17 protein-coding genes are annotated in these 19,486 nt (G+C 71.6%); 8 read left to right on the top strand and 9 right to left on the bottom strand.

Features of this window, described 5'->3' with window-relative positions:
* The first annotated feature begins 193 nt into the window (after positions 1–193).
* Positions 194–1,576, top strand: a complete 1,383-nt coding sequence (locus ACIRQ9_RS12670; protein WP_404170714.1) for a glycine--tRNA ligase — start codon at positions 194–196, stop codon at positions 1,574–1,576.
* Between the two features lie 211 nt (positions 1,577–1,787).
* On the opposite strand, the gene ACIRQ9_RS12665 is transcribed toward ACIRQ9_RS12670, so the two are convergent.
* Positions 1,788–2,834 carry a chitinase gene (locus tag ACIRQ9_RS12665; protein WP_404170711.1) on the bottom strand — a complete coding sequence of 349 codons (1,047 nt, stop codon included), beginning with the start codon at positions 2,832–2,834 and terminating at the stop codon, positions 1,788–1,790.
* Positions 2,835–3,003: 169 nt separating this feature from the next.
* Here ACIRQ9_RS12665 and ACIRQ9_RS12660 point away from each other — a divergent pair, with 169 nt between their 5' ends.
* Both ACIRQ9_RS12660 and ACIRQ9_RS12655 read left to right on the top strand, forming a co-directional pair.
* Positions 3,004–4,014 carry an aldo/keto reductase gene (locus ACIRQ9_RS12660; RefSeq protein ID WP_404170708.1) on the top strand — a complete coding sequence of 337 codons (1,011 nt, stop codon included), beginning with the start codon at positions 3,004–3,006 and terminating at the stop codon, positions 4,012–4,014.
* Positions 4,015–4,040: 26 nt separating this feature from the next.
* Positions 4,041–4,637, top strand: coding sequence for a TetR family transcriptional regulator (locus ACIRQ9_RS12655; protein ID WP_403300226.1), 597 nt, complete (start codon positions 4,041–4,043; stop codon positions 4,635–4,637).
* Here the strand turns inward: ACIRQ9_RS12655 and ACIRQ9_RS12650 are convergent.
* The 3 genes from ACIRQ9_RS12650 to ACIRQ9_RS12640 form a co-directional block, all read right to left on the bottom strand.
* Positions 4,624–5,055 carry a hypothetical protein gene (locus ACIRQ9_RS12650; protein ID WP_404170705.1) on the bottom strand — a complete coding sequence of 144 codons (432 nt, stop codon included), beginning with the start codon at positions 5,053–5,055 and terminating at the stop codon, positions 4,624–4,626. The genes ACIRQ9_RS12655 and ACIRQ9_RS12650 overlap by 14 nt on opposite strands.
* A 213-nt stretch (positions 5,056–5,268) precedes the next feature.
* Complete coding sequence (locus ACIRQ9_RS12645) at positions 5,269–6,417, bottom strand: serine hydrolase domain-containing protein (RefSeq protein WP_404170702.1); 1,149 nt, start codon at positions 6,415–6,417, stop codon at positions 5,269–5,271.
* Between the two features lie 55 nt (positions 6,418–6,472).
* Positions 6,473–6,691 carry a hypothetical protein gene (locus ACIRQ9_RS12640; protein ID WP_404170698.1) on the bottom strand — a complete coding sequence of 73 codons (219 nt, stop codon included), beginning with the start codon at positions 6,689–6,691 and terminating at the stop codon, positions 6,473–6,475.
* Positions 6,692–7,413: 722 nt separating this feature from the next.
* Between ACIRQ9_RS12640 and ACIRQ9_RS12635 the strand changes: the two genes are divergently transcribed.
* Positions 7,414–9,243: a SpoIIE family protein phosphatase gene (locus ACIRQ9_RS12635; RefSeq protein WP_404170928.1), complete on the top strand. Its 1,830-nt coding sequence runs from the start codon at positions 7,414–7,416 to the stop codon at positions 9,241–9,243.
* 291 nt (positions 9,244–9,534) lie between these two features.
* On the opposite strand, the gene ACIRQ9_RS12630 is transcribed toward ACIRQ9_RS12635, so the two are convergent.
* Positions 9,535–10,962: an MFS transporter gene (locus ACIRQ9_RS12630; RefSeq protein WP_404170695.1), complete on the bottom strand. Its 1,428-nt coding sequence runs from the start codon at positions 10,960–10,962 to the stop codon at positions 9,535–9,537.
* A 101-nt stretch (positions 10,963–11,063) separates the two neighbouring features.
* Here ACIRQ9_RS12630 and ACIRQ9_RS12625 point away from each other — a divergent pair, with 101 nt between their 5' ends.
* Together ACIRQ9_RS12625 and ACIRQ9_RS12620 are read left to right on the top strand one after the other, a co-directional pair.
* Positions 11,064–11,990, top strand: a complete 927-nt coding sequence (locus ACIRQ9_RS12625) for a helix-turn-helix transcriptional regulator (RefSeq protein WP_404170692.1) — start codon at positions 11,064–11,066, stop codon at positions 11,988–11,990.
* An 85-nt stretch (positions 11,991–12,075) separates the two neighbouring features.
* Positions 12,076–12,423 (top strand): SCO4225 family membrane protein, encoded by a 348-nt coding sequence (locus tag ACIRQ9_RS12620; protein ID WP_404170689.1) that lies wholly within the window; start codon positions 12,076–12,078, stop codon positions 12,421–12,423.
* Positions 12,424–12,700: 277 nt separating this feature from the next.
* On the opposite strand, the gene ACIRQ9_RS12615 is transcribed toward ACIRQ9_RS12620, so the two are convergent.
* The 3 genes from ACIRQ9_RS12615 to ACIRQ9_RS12605 form a co-directional block, all read right to left on the bottom strand.
* Positions 12,701–13,249 carry a PIN domain-containing protein gene (locus ACIRQ9_RS12615; protein ID WP_404170686.1) on the bottom strand — a complete coding sequence of 183 codons (549 nt, stop codon included), beginning with the start codon at positions 13,247–13,249 and terminating at the stop codon, positions 12,701–12,703.
* 57 nt (positions 13,250–13,306) lie between these two features.
* Positions 13,307–13,672: a helix-turn-helix domain-containing protein gene (locus ACIRQ9_RS12610; RefSeq protein WP_404170683.1), complete on the bottom strand. Its 366-nt coding sequence runs from the start codon at positions 13,670–13,672 to the stop codon at positions 13,307–13,309.
* A gap of 464 nt (positions 13,673–14,136) precedes the next feature.
* Positions 14,137–15,591 carry an MFS transporter gene (locus tag ACIRQ9_RS12605; RefSeq protein WP_404170681.1) on the bottom strand — a complete coding sequence of 485 codons (1,455 nt, stop codon included), beginning with the start codon at positions 15,589–15,591 and terminating at the stop codon, positions 14,137–14,139.
* Between the two features lie 131 nt (positions 15,592–15,722).
* Between ACIRQ9_RS12605 and dusB the strand changes: the two genes are divergently transcribed.
* Positions 15,723–16,865 carry a tRNA dihydrouridine synthase DusB gene (dusB, locus tag ACIRQ9_RS12600; protein WP_404170678.1) on the top strand — a complete coding sequence of 381 codons (1,143 nt, stop codon included), beginning with the start codon at positions 15,723–15,725 and terminating at the stop codon, positions 16,863–16,865.
* 122 nt (positions 16,866–16,987) lie between these two features.
* On the opposite strand, the gene ACIRQ9_RS12595 is transcribed toward dusB, so the two are convergent.
* Entirely contained in the window at positions 16,988–18,559 is a 1,572-nt protein-coding gene (locus ACIRQ9_RS12595) for a sulfatase-like hydrolase/transferase (RefSeq protein WP_404170925.1), read from the bottom strand.
* Positions 18,560–18,974: 415 nt separating this feature from the next.
* Here ACIRQ9_RS12595 and ACIRQ9_RS12590 point away from each other — a divergent pair, with 415 nt between their 5' ends.
* Positions 18,975–19,316 (top strand): hypothetical protein, encoded by a 342-nt coding sequence (locus ACIRQ9_RS12590; protein WP_404170675.1) that lies wholly within the window; start codon positions 18,975–18,977, stop codon positions 19,314–19,316.
* Positions 19,317–19,486 lie beyond the last annotated feature (170 nt).

The following is a 19,486-nucleotide window of genomic DNA, read 5'->3' as shown; positions in this document are numbered from 1 at the left end:
AGTCATTTTCAACAAATATGGAAACCGTTGTCAACAAGCTCCGGGGGTCGCTTCGGTGGACGCCGGTGCGCGCCGGGCCGCCCGTCCGTCATGGGGGACCGATTTGGCCGGGGGGGAGCCCCCGCCGGTAACCTGAGTCATTCGCTGTGAAGCATCTCGCTTCGTCGCCCGTCGTCGTAATGAAGAGAGCACCGTGGCCGCCGACAAGATCGACACCATCGTCAGCCTGAGCAAGCGCCGTGGCTTCGTATTCCCGTGCAGTGAGATCTACGGCGGACAGCGCGCCGCCTGGGACTACGGGCCGCTCGGTGTCGAGCTCAAGGAGAACCTGAAGCGCCAGTGGTGGCGCTACATGGTGACGGCGCGCGAGGACGTGGTCGGTCTCGACTCGTCCGTCATCCTGGCCCCGGAGGTCTGGGTGGCCTCCGGTCACGTCGCCACCTTCACGGACCCGCTCACCGAGTGCACCGCGTGCCACAAGCGGTTCCGCGCCGACCACCTGGAGGAGGCCTACGAGGCCAAGCACGGCCGCCTCCCGGAGAACGGTCTGGCGGACGTGAACTGCCCCAACTGCGGCAACAAGGGCCAGTTCACCGAGCCCAAGCAGTTCTCGGGTCTGCTCTCCACCCACCTCGGCCCGACCCAGGACAGCGGCTCCGTCGCCTACCTGCGCCCGGAGACCGCCCAGGGCATCTTCACCAACTTCGCCCAGGTGCAGACCACTTCGCGCCGCAAGCCGCCGTTCGGCATCGCCCAGATGGGCAAGTCCTTCCGCAACGAGATCACGCCCGGCAACTTCATCTTCCGCACCCGCGAGTTCGAGCAGATGGAGATGGAGTTCTTCGTCAAGCCGGGCGAGGACGAGAAGTGGCAGGAGTACTGGATGGAGCAGCGCTGGAACTGGTACACCGGCCTGGGCCTGCGCGAGGAGAACATGCGGTGGTACGAGCACCCGAAGGAGAAGCTCTCCCACTACTCCAAGCGCACCGCCGACATCGAGTACCGCTTCCAGTTCGGCGGCAGCGAGTGGGGTGAGCTGGAGGGCGTCGCCAACCGCACCGACTACGACCTGAACGCCCACGGCAAGGCCTCCGGCCAGGACCTCTCCTACTTCGACCAGGAGGCCGGGGAGCGCTGGACGCCGTACGTCATCGAGCCCGCGGCCGGTGTCGGCCGCGCGATGCTGGCGTTCCTGCTCGACGCCTACGTCGAGGACGAGGCGCCGAACGCCAAGGGCAAGCTGGAGAAGCGCACGGTGCTGCGCCTTGACCACCGCCTGGCGCCGGTCAAGGTCGCGGTGCTGCCGCTGTCCCGCAACCCCGAGCTGTCCCCGAAGGCCAAGGGCCTCGCCGCCGCCCTGCGGCAGCACTGGAACATCGAGTTCGACGACGCCGGCGCCATCGGCCGCCGCTACCGCCGCCAGGACGAGATCGGCACGCCGTACTGCGTGACCGTCGACTTCGACACGCTGGAGGACAACGCGGTCACCGTCCGCGAGCGTGACTCGATGAAGCAGGAGCGGGTCTCCCTGGACCAGATCGAGGGCTACCTCGCCGGGCGCCTGCTGGGCTGCTAGGTCCGTCGCCGCCCCCTGATGCCCGCCCTCCGGCCGACCAGATCGGCCGGAGGGCGGGCGTCTTGGACCGGGCGGCGCGGCGGCGCGGCGGTGCGTCCTGAGCGCCGGTGAGCCCGGCCGGCCTCGGGGGCGCGGGGAGCTGCGCGATCGACCCCCACCGGCCCGCGGGGATCCACCGGCCCGCGGGGGCGCTGTGGCCGGTCTCGTGCGGTCAGCGGTGCTGGAGCGACCTCACGTTGTCGCCGAAGGTCCAGTTCTTCGAGCCGTCCCAGTTCAGCGACCAGGTCATCAGGCCCTTGAGGGACGTGCCGTAGTGGTTCCAGGCCTGGGCGACCAGGCTCGGCGACATGTAGCCGCCGCCCGCGCCCGACTGCGCGGGCAGCCCCGGGACCTGCTTGTCGTACGGCACCCTGATCGTCGTGCCCTGGACGACCAGGCCCTTGTCGAGGCAGTCGGTCTGGGCGGTGAAGCCGGCCACCGTGCCCGCCGAGTAGGAGTCGCCGGAGCAGCCGTACATGCTGCCGTTGTAGTACTGCATGTTCAGCCACCACAGCCGGCCGTTGTCGGCGTACTTCTTCACGATCGGCAGGTAGGCGCCCCAGATCGAGCCGTAGGTGATGCTGCCGCCGGTGACGTACGCCGTCTCCGGGGCCATCGTCAGGCCGAAGCCGGCCGGCATCTGGGCGAGCACCCCGTCGATGATGCGCACCAGGTTGGCCTGGGACGTGGAGAGCTGTCCGATCGAGCCGCTGCCGACCAGCCCGGTCTCGATGTCGATGTCGATGCCGTCGAAGTTGTACTTCTTCAGGATCGGGACGATCGTCGCCACGAACCGGTCGGCCACGGCGGACGAGCTGAGGTCGATGCCGGCCGCCGCGCCGCCGATGGACAGCAGGATGGTCTGTCCCGCGGCCTTGGCCGCGCACATCTCCGCGGGGGTCGCCACCTTCACGCCCGCGTCCATGCCGTTCTCCCACAGCGCGGTGCCGTCGGAGCGGATGACCGGGAAGGCCGCGTTGATCACGTTGTAGCCGTGCGCGGCGATCCGGGAGTCGGTGATCGGGGTCCAGCCGAACGGCGGGTGGACGCCGTTGGCCGAGCCGTCCCAGTTCTCCCAGTAGCCCTGCAGGACTTTCCCGGCCGGCCTCGACTTCACCGCGCAGGTGTCGGCGGCGGAGGCGGGAGCGGCGGCGGGCAGCTGGGTGAGCGCGGCGGTCGCCAGGGCGGCGGCGAGCAGGCTGAGGGCGCGGCGGAGCATACGGATCCTCCCGGTGGGGGTGCGGTGAGGGGGCGCGGCCAGGCGGTGCTGTCGTAGCCATGACAGTGCTCGTGGTCCAGACCTCTCGTCAATACGTCTGGACCATAACGCGGCCATGTATGGAATGACAGATATTGAAATCTGTCAGCTGTCATGCCAAGCTGGGGGCATGACGACGCACACGCGCACCCTCGGAACCACCGGCCCCCGCGTCCACGCTCTCGGCCTCGGCTGCATGGGCATGTCCCCCCTCTACGGCGAGGCCGACCGCGCCGAGTCGATCGCCACCGTCCACGCGGCCCTCGACGCCGGCGTGACGCTCCTGGACACCGGCGACTTCTACGCCATGGGCCACAACGAGATGCTGGTCGGCGAGGCCCTGCGCACCGCCCCCGCCGGCCTCCGTGAAAAGGCCCTGACCAGCGTCAAGTTCGGCGCCCTGCGCGACCCGGCGGGCGGCTGGAACGCCTACGACGGCCGCCCCCATGCCGTGAAGAACTTCGCCGCCTACTCCCTCCAGCGCCTCGGCGTCGACCACATCGACGTCTACCGGATCGCCCGCGTCGACCCGGACGTGCCGATCGAGGAGACGGTCGGCGCGATCGCCGAACTCGTCGAGCAGGGATACGTCCGGCACATCGGGCTCAGCGAGGCCTCGGTGGACAACATCCGCCGGGCCGCCGCCACCGCGCCCATCTCCGACCTGCAGATCGAGTACGCGATCATCACCCGCGACATCGAGCGGGAGATCCTGCCCACCACCCGCGAACTGGGCATCGGCATCACCGCCTACGGCGTGCTGTCCCGGGGCCTGATCTCCGGCCACTTCACCAGCGACCGGCAGCTCGGCGCCGGCGACTTCCGGGCCTTGTCGCCGCGCTTCCAGGGCGACAACCTCCGGCACAACCTCGACCTCGTCGAGGCGCTGCGCAAGATCGCCGACGAGAAGGGCGTGACCGTCGCGCAGATCGCCATCGCCTGGGTGCTCTCCCGCGGCGAGGACATCGTGCCGCTCGTCGGCGCCCGCACCCGCGAGCGGCTCACCGAGTCGCTGGGGGCGCTGGACGTCACGCTGGACGAGGCCGACCTCGCGGCGATCGAGGAGGCCGTGCCGGCGGGCGCCGCGGCGGGCACCCGCTACCCGGCCGCGCAGATGAGCCATCTCGGCACGGAGCACTGATCCCGGTGCCAGGTACCGTCTAGGCCATGGCAGCGACGTCCCCGACCCCGGCCCTGACCGCCGAGCGCATCCTCGAGGCGACCGAGGAGGTGCTGCGCCGGCACGGCCCGGCCAAGGCCACCGTGGTGGACGTGGCCCGCGCGCTCGGCGTCAGCCACGGCAGCGTCTACCGGCACTTCCGGACCAAGGCGGCGCTGCGGGAGGCGGTGACGAAGAGGTGGCTCGACCGCACCTCGGAGCAGCTGTGCGGCATCGCGGCCGCCGACCGGGACCCCGGGGCGCGGCTGCGCGACTGGCTGTGGGCGCTCTTCGACGCCAAGCGCCGCAAGGCCGGCGACGACCCGGAGCTGTTCGCCACCTACATGGTCCTGGTCGACGAGAACGGCCCGGCGGTCACCGAGCACATCGACGACCTGACCGGGCAGCTGGCCCGGATCCTGCGGGACGGGGCCGGCACGGGAGTCTTCACCGTGTCCGACCCCGCCGCGGCGGCCCGGGTCGTCTTCCAGGCCACCGGCCGCTTCCACGACCCGGGCTACGCCCGCGAGTGGATGCGGCCGGAGGCCGAGGCGGACTTCGCCTCACTGGCCGACCTGCTGCTGCGCGGTCTCAGCTCACCTTGACGCTGACCGTGGGGGAGTGGGTCTTGCCGGCCGCGATCCGCAGATGCTCGGTGCCCTTGGTGTTGATCTTCGCGGTGAGCGCGTAGGCGCTGCCGTTTTTGACCTTGACGCTCGCCCGGAGCGGCACCCACTTCCCGTGGTTCTCGTGCTGGAGCACCAGCGGCGTGCCGATCTTCAGGCCCTGGGTACGGCCGGTGAGGATCACCTTGTCGCCGGCCTTGACCGAGGTCTTGTTCGTCTTGACCGAGATCGAACCCAGGGCGGACTTCGACGGGCTCGGCTTCGGCTTGGCGCTGCTCGGCGCGGGGCTCGGCTTGGCCTGCGCGGCGAACGAGCCGGCGGTGCCGGCCGACAGCAGGGCCAGGGAGAGGGCGCCGGCGGCGAGGACCCGCGAGACCGGGCGGTGGATGCGGTGCATGGCAGAGCTCCTGTCGACGAGGACGAGGGACTCCTCAAGGCTTGGCCGGGCCGCGCGCGACGGCGACCCGGGCGGTTCCCGAACGGGTCGCGAACACCCCTCGGCCCGGCAAAGTCCGCAGGTGGCGACCGGCGCGCCGACCTCGCGGCAGACCCTCGCGCCGTCACCCGAATGCAGTAACCGCCGGACCGGCGGGAAGCGGTCACCGCGCGACTACGCCGTGACCCGCCAGAACTCCCGCATCAGCGGGCTGGGGGTCGGGCCCGTCATGGCCACCTGGGTCATCAGGACGGTGACCGTGCCGGTCGCCGGGACCAGGTGCGCGGTGGTGCCGGTGCCGCCCACCCAGCCGTAGCGGCCGGGCACGTTCCACGGATCGGCCGGGACGACGTCGACCTGGCCGCCGTACCCCCAGCCCTGGCCCTCCAGGAAGAGGGCGGCGCGCTCGCGCTGCGACGCCGTCAGGTGGTTGGTGGTCATCCGGCTGACCGAGGTCGCCGACAGCAGCCGGCGGCCGTCCGGCGCGGCGCCCGCGTTCAGCAGCAGCCGGGCGAACGCCAGCCAGTCGTCGGCCGTCGAGACCAGACCCCCGCCGCCCGAGGCGAAGCGCGGCACCCGGCCGTAGTCGCCGTCCGGGGTGTCCGTCAGGCGCAGGGAGCCGTCCTGGGCGGGCGCGTACGACGAGGTGAACCGGTCCCGCTTGGACGCCGGCACCTCGAACCCGGTGTCCCGCATGCCCAGCGGCTCGAAGATCCGCTCCGAGAGGAGATCGGGGAGGGCGAGGCCGGACACCCGGGCGGCCAGGATGCCCTGCAGGGCGGACGAGGTGCCGTACAGCCAGGCCTCGCCCGGCTGGTGCAGCATCGGCACCCCGGCGAGCAGACCCAGCCAGGTGTCCGCGTCCGGCCACTCCTGGAAGGGACGGCCGTGGTCCTGCACCTCGGACAGGGCCCGCGCGGCGGGCAGCGAGAAGTCCTCCGGCAGGCCCCAGCCGGCCCGGAAGCTGAGCAGGTCCTCGACGGTCACCGGCCGGGCGGCTGGCACGACGTCGTCGACGGGGCTCCGCGGCGTGCGGACCACCATCGGCTTCGCCAGCTCCGGAAGCCACTCGGCCACCGGGTCGTCCAGCCCGATCCGGCCCTCGTCCACCAGCATCAGCACCGCCGCCGCGGTCACCGGCTTGGTGATCGACGCGATCCGGAAGATCGACTCCCGGGTCATCGGCGCCGACCCCTCGGCGTCGGCGTTCCCGACGGCCACCGCCTCCACGTCGGCACCGCGGGCGACCAGCCCCACGGCCCCGGGAACGGTTCCGTCCTCGACACGGCGGCGCAGCGTGGCACCGAGCGGTGAGTCGTTCATCGGTCGTCCTTCCGTCGGATGCGGTCGCACCTACGACCCGCGCACCGGCCGGAACTCATCGCGAGGGCTGCGCACCCTCGGGATCCACGGTGGCCTGGTGGGCCTCGGCCAGGTGCTCCTCGGCCTTCAGCCAGGGCAGGAACTGCGCGTTCTGCCGCCAGCCGCAGGTGTCACACCTGATCGTGCGCTGGATGCCGGTGCGCCGGACCCGCACCGTGTGCTCCCGCCCGTGCTGGTCCCATCGGCTGACCCTGCTCGAATCCAGCTGTGACATGACGCCTCCGAGTCGGTGCCCGATCTGCCCTCGGGCACGCGTCGACGGGAGGAGTGTGCAGCATCACCAACATCAACAGGGATTTCTTCACAGCGAGTTGGCCAAGCCGTGTCCGGCCGGCCGGGTTTTCGCCGCTGGAGGGGCCCCTCCCGGTGTACATCCCGGCCCTCGTGCCAACCCGGCCGCCCCGAGCCCGACTTGGTGTACCGGCGGAAACCCTGGACACGGCATTGACCAAGGCTCAAGATGAGAGCGACCTATGCTGAAGCGGCCACCGGCACGGAGAGGCGATGCTGCCGGATCCACAACGTTTCCTTGCCGTGTCCGGCCGCCGGATCGCTCGCGCCGAGGGCGCGTCCCAGGTCGTCGGGGAACTGCGCCTGTCGACCGTTCCCGATCTGGCGGACGGCATGTTCGTCTACCTCGCCGACCGGGGACAGGACCCGGACGGCCCGCCACGCCTGCTGCTGGAGGGCCCGCCGGCCGAACTCGGCGGCCTGATGGGCGGCGCGCCCCCGGCCGTCGTCCAGGCCCCGTCCGGCGGAGCGCTCGCCGCGTTCCTGCGCTGCGGACGGGCGCGCGGCAGGGACACCGACGACGTGGAGGAGGCCCTCGGTGAACTCCTCGGGACCGCCTCCCGCCTCCCGCGGGGCAACAGGATCCTGCTCGCCCCGCTGCGCGCACCCGACGCCGTCGTGGGTCTCGCGGTGTTCCTGCGGCGCATGGACCGGGAGGACTTCGTGGCGGACGACATCGCCCTCGCCGACACGCTGGCGGCGCTGGCCGCGCTCGGCGTGAGCGAGGACACCGAAGCCCCGCGCACCCGCCCCGCCGCCCCCAGAGCGCCCGACGAGGACCGGCTGCGCTACGTCGGCGCCGCCACCCGCCGGATCGCCCGCGGCTTCGACACCGACGAGATCGTGCTCGGCCTGTGCCGGGCCGCCGTACCGACCTACGCGGACGCGGCCCTCGTCTACCTGCGCGACCCGCTCCCGGTCGGGGACGAACGCCCCGCGGGACCGGCCGTGCTGCGGCTGCGCCGCACCGACCGGATCAAGGGCCCCGGCGCCGAGGGCCTGGTCTGGCCCGCCGAGGCCGTCGACGACGAGCAGGACGACCTGGACGCCGGCGACTGGAGCGAGGTGGTGCCCGGCGGCGCGCTCGCCGAGGTGCTGCGCGGGGTCCGGCCGGTCTTCGCCGACGACCGGGCCACCCGCACCGCGCTGAGTGAACTCGTCGGCGAGGACAGCGCGTTGAACGGCTGGTCCGGCATGCACGCGATCCTCGCCCCGCTGCGCGGCCGCCGCCGCGTCACCGGTGCGGTGGTCTTCCTGCGCCGCCCGGAACGTCCCGCCTTCGAACCCGCCGATCTGCTGGTCGCCGCCCAGCTGGCCACCCACACCGCGCTCGGCGTCGACAAGGCGGTCCTCTACAGCCGCGAGGCCTTCATCGCCGACCGGCTGCAGCGCGCGATGCTGCCGCACTCCCTGCCCCGGCCCACCGGCGTCCGGCTGGCCGTCCGCTACCTGCCCGCCGCCGAGACGGCCCGTGTCGGCGGCGACTGGTACGACGCGATCCCGCTGCCCGGCAGCCGGGTGGCCCTCGTCGTCGGGGACGTCATGGGGCACTCCATGACCTCCGCCGCCGTGATGGGCCAGCTGCGCACCACCGCGCTGACCCTGGCCGGCCTCGACCTGCCCCCGCAGGAGGTGCTGCACCACCTCGACGAGCAGGCCCAGCGCCTGGGCACCGACCGCATGGCGACCTGCCTGTACGTCGTCTACGACCCGGTCTCGCACCGCATCACCGTCGCCAACGCCGGCCATCCGCCGCCGATCCTGCTGCACCCCGGCGGCAAGACGGAGGTCCTCGCGGTGCCGCCCGGCGCCCCGATCGGCGTCGGCGGCATCGACTTCGAGGCCGTCGAACTGGACGCGCCCGCCGGGGCGACCCTGCTCCTGTACACCGACGGCCTGGTCGAGTCCCGGCTGCGCGACGTGTGGACCGGCATCGAGCAGCTGCGGGAACGCCTCGCCGCCACCGCCCAGCTGACCGGCCCCGACCGGCCGCCTCCCCTGGAGGCGCTGTGCGACGAGGTCCTCGACATGCTCGGCCCCGGCGACCGTGACGACGACATCGCCCTGCTCGCCGCCCGCTTCGACGGCATCGCGCCCAGCGACGTCGCCTACTGGACCCTCGAACCGGAGGTCGGCAGCCCCGGCCGGGCCCGCCGGCTCACCCGCCAGGCCCTGGCCGGCTGGGGCCTCGACGACCTCAGCGACACCGCCGAACTCCTGGTCAGCGAGATCGTCACCAACGCGGTACGGCACGCCTCCCGGCCGATCACCCTGCGGCTGCTGCGCACCGACGTGGTGCGCTGCGAGGTCGGCGACGACGTCCCGCAACTGCCCCGGCCGCGCCGGGCCTCACCGGAGGAGGAGCACGGCCGGGGCCTGTTCCTGGTCAACCGCCTGGCCCGCCGCTGGGGCACCACCCGCCTGGGCACAGGCAAGATCGTCTGGTTCGAACTCCCCCACACGACAACCCCCTGACCCTCCAGAAGGAGCGCCCACAACCACGCACCCCGAGGCCCGGCCGAGCCCCGAAGGGGCGCGGGGAACTGCGTGACGGGCCACGACGGCGCTGCACCGGGGACACGTGCTCAGCCCGGCTTGATTGGGGCGCGGGGAACTGCGCGACCGGCCACGACGGCGCGGCACCGGGCACACGTGCTCAGCCCGGCTTGGTAGGGGCGCGGGGGAACTGCGCGACCGGCCACGTCGGCACCGCACCCGACCGACACGCACCGCCCCCAGCCTCACCCCCATCCACCCACCCACGGCTCACCCCACCGCACGCGGCAACCGCAAACTCAACACCCCCGTCACCACCACCAGCCCCAACTGCACCAACAGCGCCACGACCAGCGCATCCCGGAACCCGTGATGCGGAACCAGGGACAGGAACAGCGTCCCGAGCGTCGCCACACCCAACGCCAACGCCGACTGCTGCGTGGTGACCATCACCCCGCTCCCCACCCCCGCCCGCCCCACCGGCACCTCCGACATCACCAGCCGCAGCACATTCGGCAACTGCAGCGCCTGCCCCGCACCGGCGACCGCGACCCCGGGCAGCAGCCCGGCGAAGTCCAGGTGCGGCCAGTCCCGCCGGACGGCCAGCACGATCAGGACGACGCCGATCCCCTGGAGCACCGATCCCGCCGTCACCACCCGGCTGCCGTACCGCGCGATCAGCCGCGGCCCGGCCAGGGACACGAACAGGAAGGCGACGGCCATCGGCGCGAGGGCCAGCCCCGCCGGGACCGGGCCCAGACCCTCCCCGCTCTGCAGGGCCACGGCGATCACGAACATGAACCCGCTGAAGCCGACGGAGAACGGCACCATGAGCACCAGACCCCGCCGCAGCGAGGCGAGGGCGAACAGACTCGGCGGGACCAGCGGGGTCCGGCCGGCCCGGTCGGCGCGGCGCTCCACGGCGTAGAACGCGCAGGCCACCGCCGGGAACGCGGCCAGCGACAGCCAGGTCCACAGCGGCCAGCCCGCCGCCCGGCCCTCCGTGAGCGGGGCGAGCAGGGTCAGCAGGGAGAGGGCGAGCAGCACGGTGCCGGGCCCGTCGACGGGCTCGGGCCGCTGCGACCGCGTCTCCGGCACGAGCCGCGCCCCGAGCACCAGCCCGACGGCGACGACCGGCACGTTGACGAGGAACACGGCGCGCCAGCCGGTGCCGGCGATGTCGGCGGCCACGAGCACGCCGCCGAGGATCTGCCCGGCGACCATCGACAGGCCGGCGGTGGCGCCGTACAGGCTCATGGCCTTGGCACGGCGGCCGCCGCTGGTCGCGGCCTGGATGGTGGCGAGGACCTGGGGGAGCATCGCGGCCGCGGCGGCGCCCTGGGCGACCCGGGCGGCCACCAGCGACCAGGCGCCGGGCGCGAGTCCGCAGGCCAGCGAGGTCAGCCCGAACGCGGCCATGCCGGCGAGGAAGAGCCGGCGGCGGCCGAACAGGTCGCCGAGCCGCCCGCCGAGCACGAGCAGGACGGCGTAGGCGACGCCGTACCCGGCGACGACGAGCTCCAGGACCGCCTCGCTCGCGTGCAGGTCGGTTCCGATGGTGGGCAGGGCGACGTTGACGATGAAGAAGTCGACGAGCGGCAGGGCCGCGGCCAGCAGGACGGTGAACAGCCCCGGCCCGCCGAGCGCGGGTGGCGCGGACGGCGGGCGCACGGCCGCCGTGGTGACGGTTTCGGTCATGACCCCGAGCCTGCTCCGGCGCTCAGAGGGGTACCAGAGTCTTCTTGTCCTGGTAGAAGAAGTACCTGGCAACAGGATCCGCGACGCGGCAGGCTGGAACCATGACGACCTCGGCGCACGACACGGTTCCGGTTCGCACGACGACGCCGGTCCCGGCGGATTCGGCGGCCTCGGCGGCCCGCAGCGCCGTCGGCGTCCGGCGCAGCGAACTGGCCGTGTTCCTGCGCAGCCGTCGCGAGCGGATCACCCCGGAGCAGGTCGGCCTGCCGCACGGCACCCGCCGCCGCACGCCCGGCCTGCGCCGCGAGGAGGTCGCGCAGCTCTCCGCGGTCGGCGTCACCTGGTACACCTGGCTCGAACAGGCCCGCGACATCCAGGTCTCCGTGCAGGTCCTGGACGCCCTGGCGCGCACCCTCCTGCTGGACGCCAGCGAACGCGCCCACCTCTTCCAGCTGGCCGGCGCCGCCGACCCGACCCCGGCCGCCCACTGCACCGGCGTCACCCCGGCGCTGCACCAGATGCTGCGCGCCCTGGAACCCTTCCCGGCCACCATCCAGAACAGCCGCTACGACATCCTCGCCCACAACCGGACCTACGGCCGCCTGATGGGCGACCTCGAAGCGGTACCGCCCGAGGACCGCAACTGCATGATCCTCGTCTACACCAACCCCGACTGGCGCAGGTCGATCGTGAACCTGGAGGAGACCCGCCGTCTGATGGCCGCCAAACTCCGTGCCTCGATGGCCGGCCATCTCGCCGAGCCCGCCTGGAAGATGCTGGTCAAGCGGCTGACCACGGAGTCCCCTGAGTTCCGCGCGAACTGGGAGCGCTATGAGGTGGTGGACCTGCGCACCCGAACCAAGCAGTTCCTCAACCCGTACGTCGGTTTCCTCTCCCTGGACCACACCGACCTGTGGCTGACCCGCGAGACCGGTGCGCGCCTGGTCACCTACACGCCGACGGACGACGAGTCCCGGCAGCGGCTGGAACAGCTCCACGCGCTGGCGGTCGCCGCCGAACGGGACTGAGTACGGGTACTCAGGACAGCGCGCCGCCGTCGGCAGACGATGCAGGGACGAAGCCGAACCGACGACCGGCCCCGGGGGGACACCGATGACGACCGGCCCTGCGCGCACCCTTGTCCGACTGACGCTCACCAACCGGGTCTCGGTGGCCTACCTCGCCGTGGTCGCCGTGGTCGTCGCCAAGGCGGCGGCCGACTCCCCGGCCGCCGCCGAAGGCCCCGAACAGGACTTCGCCTGGCTCTGGCCGCCCCTGGTCACCTTCCCGTCCTTCCCGCTCGTCGCGGCCCTGGGCCGCACGGCATGGGGCACGACGACCGGCCCGACATGGTCCTTCGCCGCGGTACTCGCCATATCGGCGTTACTCCAGTCCCTGGCCCTGGGCACGCTCGCCCAGGCAGTACGAACCCGCCACCAACGCATGCTCCACTCCTGCTGACCCCGACCACGGGGCCCGAGCGGCCGCACTCGCCCTCCTGATGCGGCGTTCCGAGAGTGCCGACGCCTCCATCACCTTCGCTTGCCACGCACGGACTCGGCGGCGGAGGCGGCCCCGCGTCACCGACACGGAGTGACTCCGAACGATCCAAGGGAACTCGCCGAACTGCTTGGCGGCGCAGCTGTGCCGGACCCGTGCCCATTCGAGCTGGGAACCCCTGGAGCTGGCTTCGTGTCGGCAGTCAGTCGTCCGCGATCCGGCATCGCAGAACCTCGATTCAGTGTCCGAGATGCTGCGTCAGGAGGTCGGCGAAGCCGGGCAGACCGGCTTTCGCGAGTCGAGCGATGGCATCAGTGAGCGTGACGGGCGGGTTGCGCTTCTCTCCGGCAAGCCTGACCACCGTGTCCGCCACCTCACCCGGTAACTCGCCGTACAGCCCGCACAGGTACGAGTCAGGGTCGATCACCCGCACTCCGCGCCGAGCCAGGTCACCCGCAGGGAAGTCGGAAAGATTCCAGGTGACCAGGGCGCCGGCACCTGCGGCCACCGCTGCCGCCGCATGGTGCCGGTCGTCGGGATCGTCGCCAGGCATCTCGTCCACAAGATGCTCGTAGGACGCCGCCGCGATCTCACAGTCAGCGAAGAAGCGTCGAACAGCGTGGCCGACCGCGGCAGCCGACTCGGCTGAACGCCTGCCCTCCCGGACGATGACCCGCTCCCACTCCGCGAGGAGTCGCTCGGACCACACGATCTCGTGAACGGAGTCCTCCGTGAGAGCCAGCATCACGTCCATCACCGAGAACGGGAACAGGACGTTGGTGTCCACAAAGACCCGCGGTGCCACCTTTTCCCCTTTGCCTCGCCGCTGGCGGCGGGAACCGTGTCAACTGGCCGAGTCGGCATCGCCCAACAGGTCGGCGATCTGGCGCCGTCCCTCCCTGCGGCGCTCACGCCGCTGCTGGAACGCCAGCACATCGGCAAGGCGCACCACGCGGTGACTGCTTCCCGGCAGATTTGTCGATGGGATGTCGCCGGCATCAAGCAGGCGAGTGACGAACGGCCGGGACAGGCCCAGAAGTTCAGCGGTCTCAGCAGGTGACAGCTGAACCTCGGAGGCCAGGACCGTGACCGCGTGCCCGCGAGAAAGCTCGTCGGCGGAGGCGAGGAGGATGCGGACCAGTTCCCGTGGCAGCGCCAGCTCGCTGCCGTCCGAGGTGCGCATCAGAACCTGAACCTGCTCTGGTGCCATGCGGGCAGCCTCGGTGAGAGCGCGCTGATGCGAAGGATTCGGTTCGACCTTCTCAGCACGGGCAAGAACGCTCGAACGAGCCACAGCCGCCTCCGATCACTGACCAGACCAAAAATCCATCTGCAATAACTGTAACCGCGAGATCCTGCGCGGACAATCGTGAGGGTCACCAGGATGTCTGCCAGTCCCCGACCAGTAGTGGATCCCACTCCTGAAGCGGTGCTCCCGCGCCATGGCGCGCCGCGAGGCCTGCGAACTGGTCGAGTCGGCGTGATCCTTGCGGACCAGTGTCATGAGACCCCCCGGCAGCAAGGTTGCCGGCGAGGCGGGACCCATCGCCCGTCTCGGTGTTCTGCTCCTTCAGCCGGGTTCGCGACCGTTCAGTTAAAGGCAGGCGCCCAGTAGGCATCCGACGCCGGCACTCACGGGCACGGGCACGGGCGGCGGCGAGAATCAACTGGCGGTCAGACCCGCTCGCCCGTCGCCCCCACGACCTGGCGGATCTCCGCCGACTCCAGGCGGTGGGCCGCGCGCTCGGCGGTCGTACGGGCCCAGCGGCCGTTCGTCAGGGCGCCGATGACCAGGACCGCGAGGCCGCAGCCGGCGAGGATCCACCAGCCGGGGCGGGCGGCGGTCACGAACGTCTCGCGGTACGACGACGTGCCGATGCCCGACGCCAGCACCGCGCCGATCACCGCGACGCCCAGGGTCTGGCCGAGCTGCCTGCTGGTGGAGGCGACCGCGGCGGCCACGCCCGCCTGCGACCTCGGCATCCCGGAGACCGCCGTGTTGGTGATCGGCGCGTTCACGAAACCGAAGCCGATGCCGAACAGGACGTAGCCGAGGAACAGCGCGGTGTTCGAGGTTTCCGCCTCGAAGGCCGCGAACAGCACCGCGCTCCCGGTCATCGCCACACCGGCGATCACCAGTGGCAGCCGTGGGCCCCGGCTGCCGACCAGGCGTCCGGCGAACGGGGCGCACAGGAACATCGGGACGGCCATCGGCAGCATCCACAGGCCCGCGTGCAGGGCGTCCAGGCCGCGCACGTTCTGCAGGTACAGCGTGGACAGGAACAGGAAGCCGCCGAGCGACGCGAACGCGCTGATCGCGATCACGGTGGCCCCGCTGAACGGCGCGGAGCGGAAGAACCGCAGGTCGATGAGGGGTTCGGCGCGCCGCGGCTCGTAGAAGAGCAGGCCGGCCAGGGCGGCGAGGGCCACCGCCGCGAAGGGCAGCACCGTGGACGCGCTCGCCGTCGGCGCCTCGATGATCGAGTACGTCAGCGCCCCGAACAGCGCGATGACCAGCACCTGGCCGACCGGGTCGGGCCTGCGGGCCTTCGGCGCCCGCGACTCCGGCACGAAGCGCAGCGTCAGCAGCAGCGCGGCCAGGCCCACCGGGAGGTTGACCCAGAAGATCGCGCGCCAGCCGACCGACTCCACCAGCAGGCCGCCGACCAGCGGTCCGGCCGCCATGGATATGCCGACGACCGCTCCCCACACGCCGATCGCCCGCGCGCGCTCGCGCGGGTCGGTGAAGGTGTTGGTGATGATCGACATGGCGACCGGGTTGAGCATCGAGCCGCCGACCGCCTGGACCATGCGGAAGACGATCAGCAGTTCGAGGTTCGGCGCCAGCGAGCAGAGCAGCGAGCCCACCGAGAAGACGACCAGCCCGGTCATGAAGACCTTCTTGCGGCCGACCCGGTCGCCCGTCGATCCGGCCAGCATCAGCAGCGAGGCCAGGACCAGGGTGTACGCGTCGATGGTCCACTGCAGACCGGCGGTCGAGGCGTGCAGTTCGCGCTGCATGGACGGCAGGCCGACATTGAGCGCGGTGGTGTCGAGACTCACGATCAGCAGGCTCATGCAGCAGATCGCGAGCACGAGCATGCGTCGGCGATGGGTCAGCTCGGGCATGGATCCCATCGTACGCCCATGTCGATAGTGCGTCTAACTAATGAGTGTTACATGATCATGACGGAGGGTGTCCGGGGACGGTTGTCCACAGGGCCGGCCGAGCACCGCGCGACGTACGCGACAATGGGGGAATGCCCGAGTCCACGACCCCGCTCCAGATCGGCCCGCACACCGTGGCGCCGCCGGTCGTCCTGGCCCCCATGGCCGGGATCACCAACGCGCCCTTCCGCACCCTGTGCCGAGAGTTCAGCGGGGGCAAGGGCCTGTTCGTCAGCGAGATGATCACGACCAGGGCCCTGGTCGAGCGCAACGAGAAGACGATGCAGCTGATCCGCTTCGACGCGACCGAGAAGCCGCGCTCGATCCAGCTGTACGGCGTCGACCCGGCCACCGTCGGCAAGGCCGTCCGCATGATCGCGGAGGAGGGTCTCGCCGACCACATCGACCTGAACTTCGGCTGCCCGGTCCCCAAGGTGACCCGCAAGGGCGGCGGCGCGGCCATGCCCTACAAGCGCAACCTGATGCGCGCGATCCTGCGCGAGGCGGTCGCCGGGGCCGGGGACATGCCGGTCACCATGAAGATGCGCAAGGGCATCGACGACGACCACATGACCTACCTGGACGCCGGCCGTATCGCCGTCGAGGAGGGCGTCACCTCGATCGCCCTGCACGGCCGCACCGCCGCCCAGCACTACGGCGGCACCGCCGACTGGGAGTCCATCGCCCGCCTGAAGGAGCACGTCCCGGAGATCCCGGTGCTCGGCAACGGCGACATCTGGTCCGCCGAGGACGCGCTGCGGATGGTCCGTGAGACCGGCTGCGACGGCGTCGTGGTGGGCCGCGGCTGCCTGGGCCGGCCATGGCTGTTCGCGGACCTGGTGGCCGCCTTCGAGGGCCGGCCGCAGGACATCGCGCGACCGGCGCTCAAGGAAGTCGCCGACGTCATGGTCCGGCACGCCACCCTGCTCGGCGAATGGCTCGGCGACGAGTCCAAGGGCGTCGTCGACTTCCGCAAGCACGTCGCCTGGTACCTCAAGGGGTTCGCGGTCGGCAGCGAGATGCGCAAACGCCTCGCCGTCACCTCCTCGCTGGCCGAACTCCGCGCGGGCCTCGATGAACTGGACCTCGACCAGCCCTGGCCGGCCGGCGCCGACGGCCCCCGCGGCCGCACGTCCGGCAACAACCGCGTGGTCCTCCCGGACGGCTGGCTGAAGGACCCCTACGACTGCTCGGGCATCAGCGAGGACGCGGAACTGGACACCTCGGGCGGCTGAGGCCGCAAGCGGTCTCGACGCGGACTTCGGGGCCCAGGCCCACGCCAAGGGCGAGCTGTACGGGAAGGGCGACTTCCCGCCGAGCGGCGGCGAGTCCGGAGCGGCGGTGCCTCCTCCCGGCGTCAGTTCGTCTTCGGGTGCGGGGTGGAGCCGTAGGCGGTCAGGAACTTGTCGCGGAAGGCGCTCATCTTCCACACCGGGGCGTCGTGCGCCGGGCGCAGGCCGTCGGTCCAGTTCCAGGAGTCGATCGCGTCCAGCACCTTCGGGTCCTTGGCGACGATCGCGATCGGCACGTCACGGCTGGCGTGGTTGCCGCTGACCCGGGCGATCGGCTGGTGGTCGCCGAGGAAGACCAGCACCGTGTCGTCGTTGCCGTAGCGCTGCAGCCACTGGGAGAGCGCGGTCACCGAGTACTGGACCGACTTGCCGTACTCCTGGCGCGACTTGGTGGTGTCGGCGATGACGTCGGAGGCCTTGTTGCCGGCCTTCTGGATGGCGTCGAAGACCGACCCGTCGCCCAGCTGGTCCCACGGCACCATCTTCGGGATCGGCGCCCACGGCTGGTGGCTGGAGGTCAGGATCAGGAACGACATCCGCGACTTGCCGTCGGCCGGCTTCTTGCTGTGCACCCGCTCCTGGAACTGCTGGAGCGCGTACTGGTCGGGCATCGTCGACCAGCTGAACTTGGGCCCCTGGTAGCCGAGCTGGAAGGCGTTGTAGACCTTGTCCAGGCCGTAGTAGCTCTGTTCCGGCCAGCCCTTCTGGATGCCCGGCATCACGCCGACCGTGTCGAAGTCACCGGTCTTCTGGAAGGCCTTGGTGATGCTGAGGTGGTCGCTTGCCATGACCGTCCGGTAGCGCTGCTGGTTGCTCACCCACAGCCCCGACATGGTCGTGGAGTGCCCGAGCCAGCTGCTGCCGCCGTAGGTCGCCGACGTCAGCCATCCGCTCTTGGCGGCGAAGCCGGCCTTGGCGAGCGCCTTGGTCTGGGCGTCGAGGGTGCTGTCCACCCCGGGCGCCTCGATCGGGTCCTCGATGGCGCTGCGGCCGTAGCTCTCGATGAACGTGAAGATCATGTCCTTGCCGCGCAGGTCGGGCACCAGTTGGTCGGCCGGGGTGTTCCCGAACGCGTCCACCTTGGCGACCTTCCGGAACTCGGCCTCGTCGTGCAGGGTGTCGCGGACCTGACGGGCCTTGATCTCCAGCGCGTTCGCGGTGCGGTCGGAGGCGAGCGGCACCCCGCCGGCGATCTGGAGGCCGAAGGACGAGCAGGTGATCCAGACGACACCGGCGATCAGCGTGCCCCGGGTGGCCTGCCGCTGATGCCGGGCGAGCAGATTGCTCAGCCGGACCGTGGCCAGGGCGAGCAGCACGCACAGCAGCACCACGAGGACGACGGCGCCGACGCTGACGGCGACGGTGGCCGTCTTTCCGAGGGTGTCCTCCAGGTAGGACTCCGCGTCGCCGAGCAGGCTCCAGTCCAGGATCGCGTTGAAGCTCCGGCCGAGGTACTCGGTGAACCCCATGTCGAGGAAGTTGATCAGGGTCAGCGCGCCGAGCACGACGCCGAACACCGCGGCCAGCACGACACGGGGCCGCCGGGGCAGCGCCAGCGCGACGGCCGCCGCGACGATCCCCTCGGACGGGATCCGCAGGAACTTCGCCGGGCCGAGCCCGACCAGGGTGTTCGGCATCACCAGCGCGGCGATCACCAGCGCGGCGCAGAGCACGGTGATCCCGACGGAGATCGCGGCGGCGGCACCGGGATGAGCGTCCCGCCACGCCGCCCGCCGCACCCGTACCCGCCCGCTCCAGGCGGCCCACCCGCGCCGCCGCCCGCGCGCGTCCTCCGCGGATTTTTCCTCGCGCGCGCCGTCGGCCCCGGCGTCGGTGTCGGTGACGGCACTGGCATCGGCACCGGTGTCCGCGTCGGCCCGGCCCCCGGCCTCGGAGACGGCGGCCTCGGACTCGGGCACCGCCGGACCGTCCTCGGACTCGGCTCCGGACTGGGACTCGGCTCCGGACTTGGCCTCGGCTGCTCCGGACTTGGCCTCAGCTGTTTCGGACTTGGCCTCAGCCGTTTCGGGCTCGGCCTCCGCATTCCCGGGCGTGGCGCTGGACGTCCCGGGCGTGGCGCCGGACGTCCCGGGCGTGGCGTCCGCCATTCCCGGCGTGACGTCCGCCGTTTCGGGCTCGGCGTCCGCCGATTCGGCGGCGGTCGCGGTATCGGCGGCCGGCGCACCGGGAACGGCGGTCGTCGTGTCCGACGTCGGGGCGGATCCCGGAGCGGATCCCGGAGCGGGTTCCGAAGCGGTTTCCGGCTCGGCCGGTTCCGGTCCGGCGGCCGCGTCGGTGCTCTCCGGCGCCGGGGCCTCGGACTCCGCCGGTGCGGCCTCGCGTTCGGACGGCCCCGAGGACGTGTCCGATGACTGGCGAATGCTCGTGTGCTGAGGCAACCCGGAGGTCCTTCCGTGCGAGACCCGTGGAACGGAGACGGCGGGCCGGCGCCGAGGAGATCCGGCCCCGCCGTCATTCCGTACGGCCCTCACAAGGCCCCTGTTCAGGTCTTTCGGCAAACAAGGGGCAAATACAGCGCGCCTCACGCGAGGCGGCGGGCCACG

Origin of the sequence: Streptomyces sp. NPDC101237 (assembly GCF_044767465.1) — a bacterium.
Lineage (GTDB): Bacteria > Actinomycetota > Actinomycetes > Streptomycetales > Streptomycetaceae > Streptomyces > Streptomyces gramineus.
The sequence above is the reverse complement of the archived record's forward strand: the minus strand, read 5'-3'. Positions and strand labels throughout refer to the sequence as shown.

What these genes read in the sequence shown, in the direction of transcription:
- ACIRQ9_RS12650 (WP_404170705.1), bottom strand. Translation starts at nt 5,055, where the DNA reads ATGCACCGCATCCACCGCCCGGTCTCGCGGGTCCTCGCCGCCGGCGCC.
- dusB (WP_404170678.1), top strand. Translation starts at nt 15,723, where the DNA reads ATGCCCGAGTCCACGACCCCGCTCCAGATCGGCCCGCACACCGTGGCG.
- ACIRQ9_RS12625 (WP_404170692.1), top strand. Translation starts at nt 11,064, where the DNA reads ATGACGACCTCGGCGCACGACACGGTTCCGGTTCGCACGACGACGCCG.
- ACIRQ9_RS12660 (WP_404170708.1), top strand. Translation starts at nt 3,004, where the DNA reads ATGACGACGCACACGCGCACCCTCGGAACCACCGGCCCCCGCGTCCAC.
- ACIRQ9_RS12595 (WP_404170925.1), bottom strand. Translation starts at nt 18,559, where the DNA reads ATGCCGAACACCCTGGTCGGGCTCGGCCCGGCGAAGTTCCTGCGGATC.
- ACIRQ9_RS12665 (WP_404170711.1), bottom strand. Translation starts at nt 2,834, where the DNA reads ATGCTCCGCCGCGCCCTCAGCCTGCTCGCCGCCGCCCTGGCGACCGCC.
- ACIRQ9_RS12605 (WP_404170681.1), bottom strand. Translation starts at nt 15,591, where the DNA reads ATGCCCGAGCTGACCCATCGCCGACGCATGCTCGTGCTCGCGATCTGC.
- ACIRQ9_RS12640 (WP_404170698.1), bottom strand. Translation starts at nt 6,691, where the DNA reads ATGTCACAGCTGGATTCGAGCAGGGTCAGCCGATGGGACCAGCACGGG.
- ACIRQ9_RS12655 (WP_403300226.1), top strand. Translation starts at nt 4,041, where the DNA reads ATGGCAGCGACGTCCCCGACCCCGGCCCTGACCGCCGAGCGCATCCTC.
- ACIRQ9_RS12630 (WP_404170695.1), bottom strand. Translation starts at nt 10,962, where the DNA reads ATGACCGAAACCGTCACCACGGCGGCCGTGCGCCCGCCGTCCGCGCCA.
- ACIRQ9_RS12635 (WP_404170928.1), top strand. Translation starts at nt 7,414, where the DNA reads ATGGACCGGGAGGACTTCGTGGCGGACGACATCGCCCTCGCCGACACG.
- ACIRQ9_RS12620 (WP_404170689.1), top strand. Translation starts at nt 12,076, where the DNA reads ATGACGACCGGCCCTGCGCGCACCCTTGTCCGACTGACGCTCACCAAC.
- ACIRQ9_RS12645 (WP_404170702.1), bottom strand. Translation starts at nt 6,417, where the DNA reads ATGAACGACTCACCGCTCGGTGCCACGCTGCGCCGCCGTGTCGAGGAC.
- ACIRQ9_RS12610 (WP_404170683.1), bottom strand. Translation starts at nt 13,672, where the DNA reads ATGGCACCAGAGCAGGTTCAGGTTCTGATGCGCACCTCGGACGGCAGC.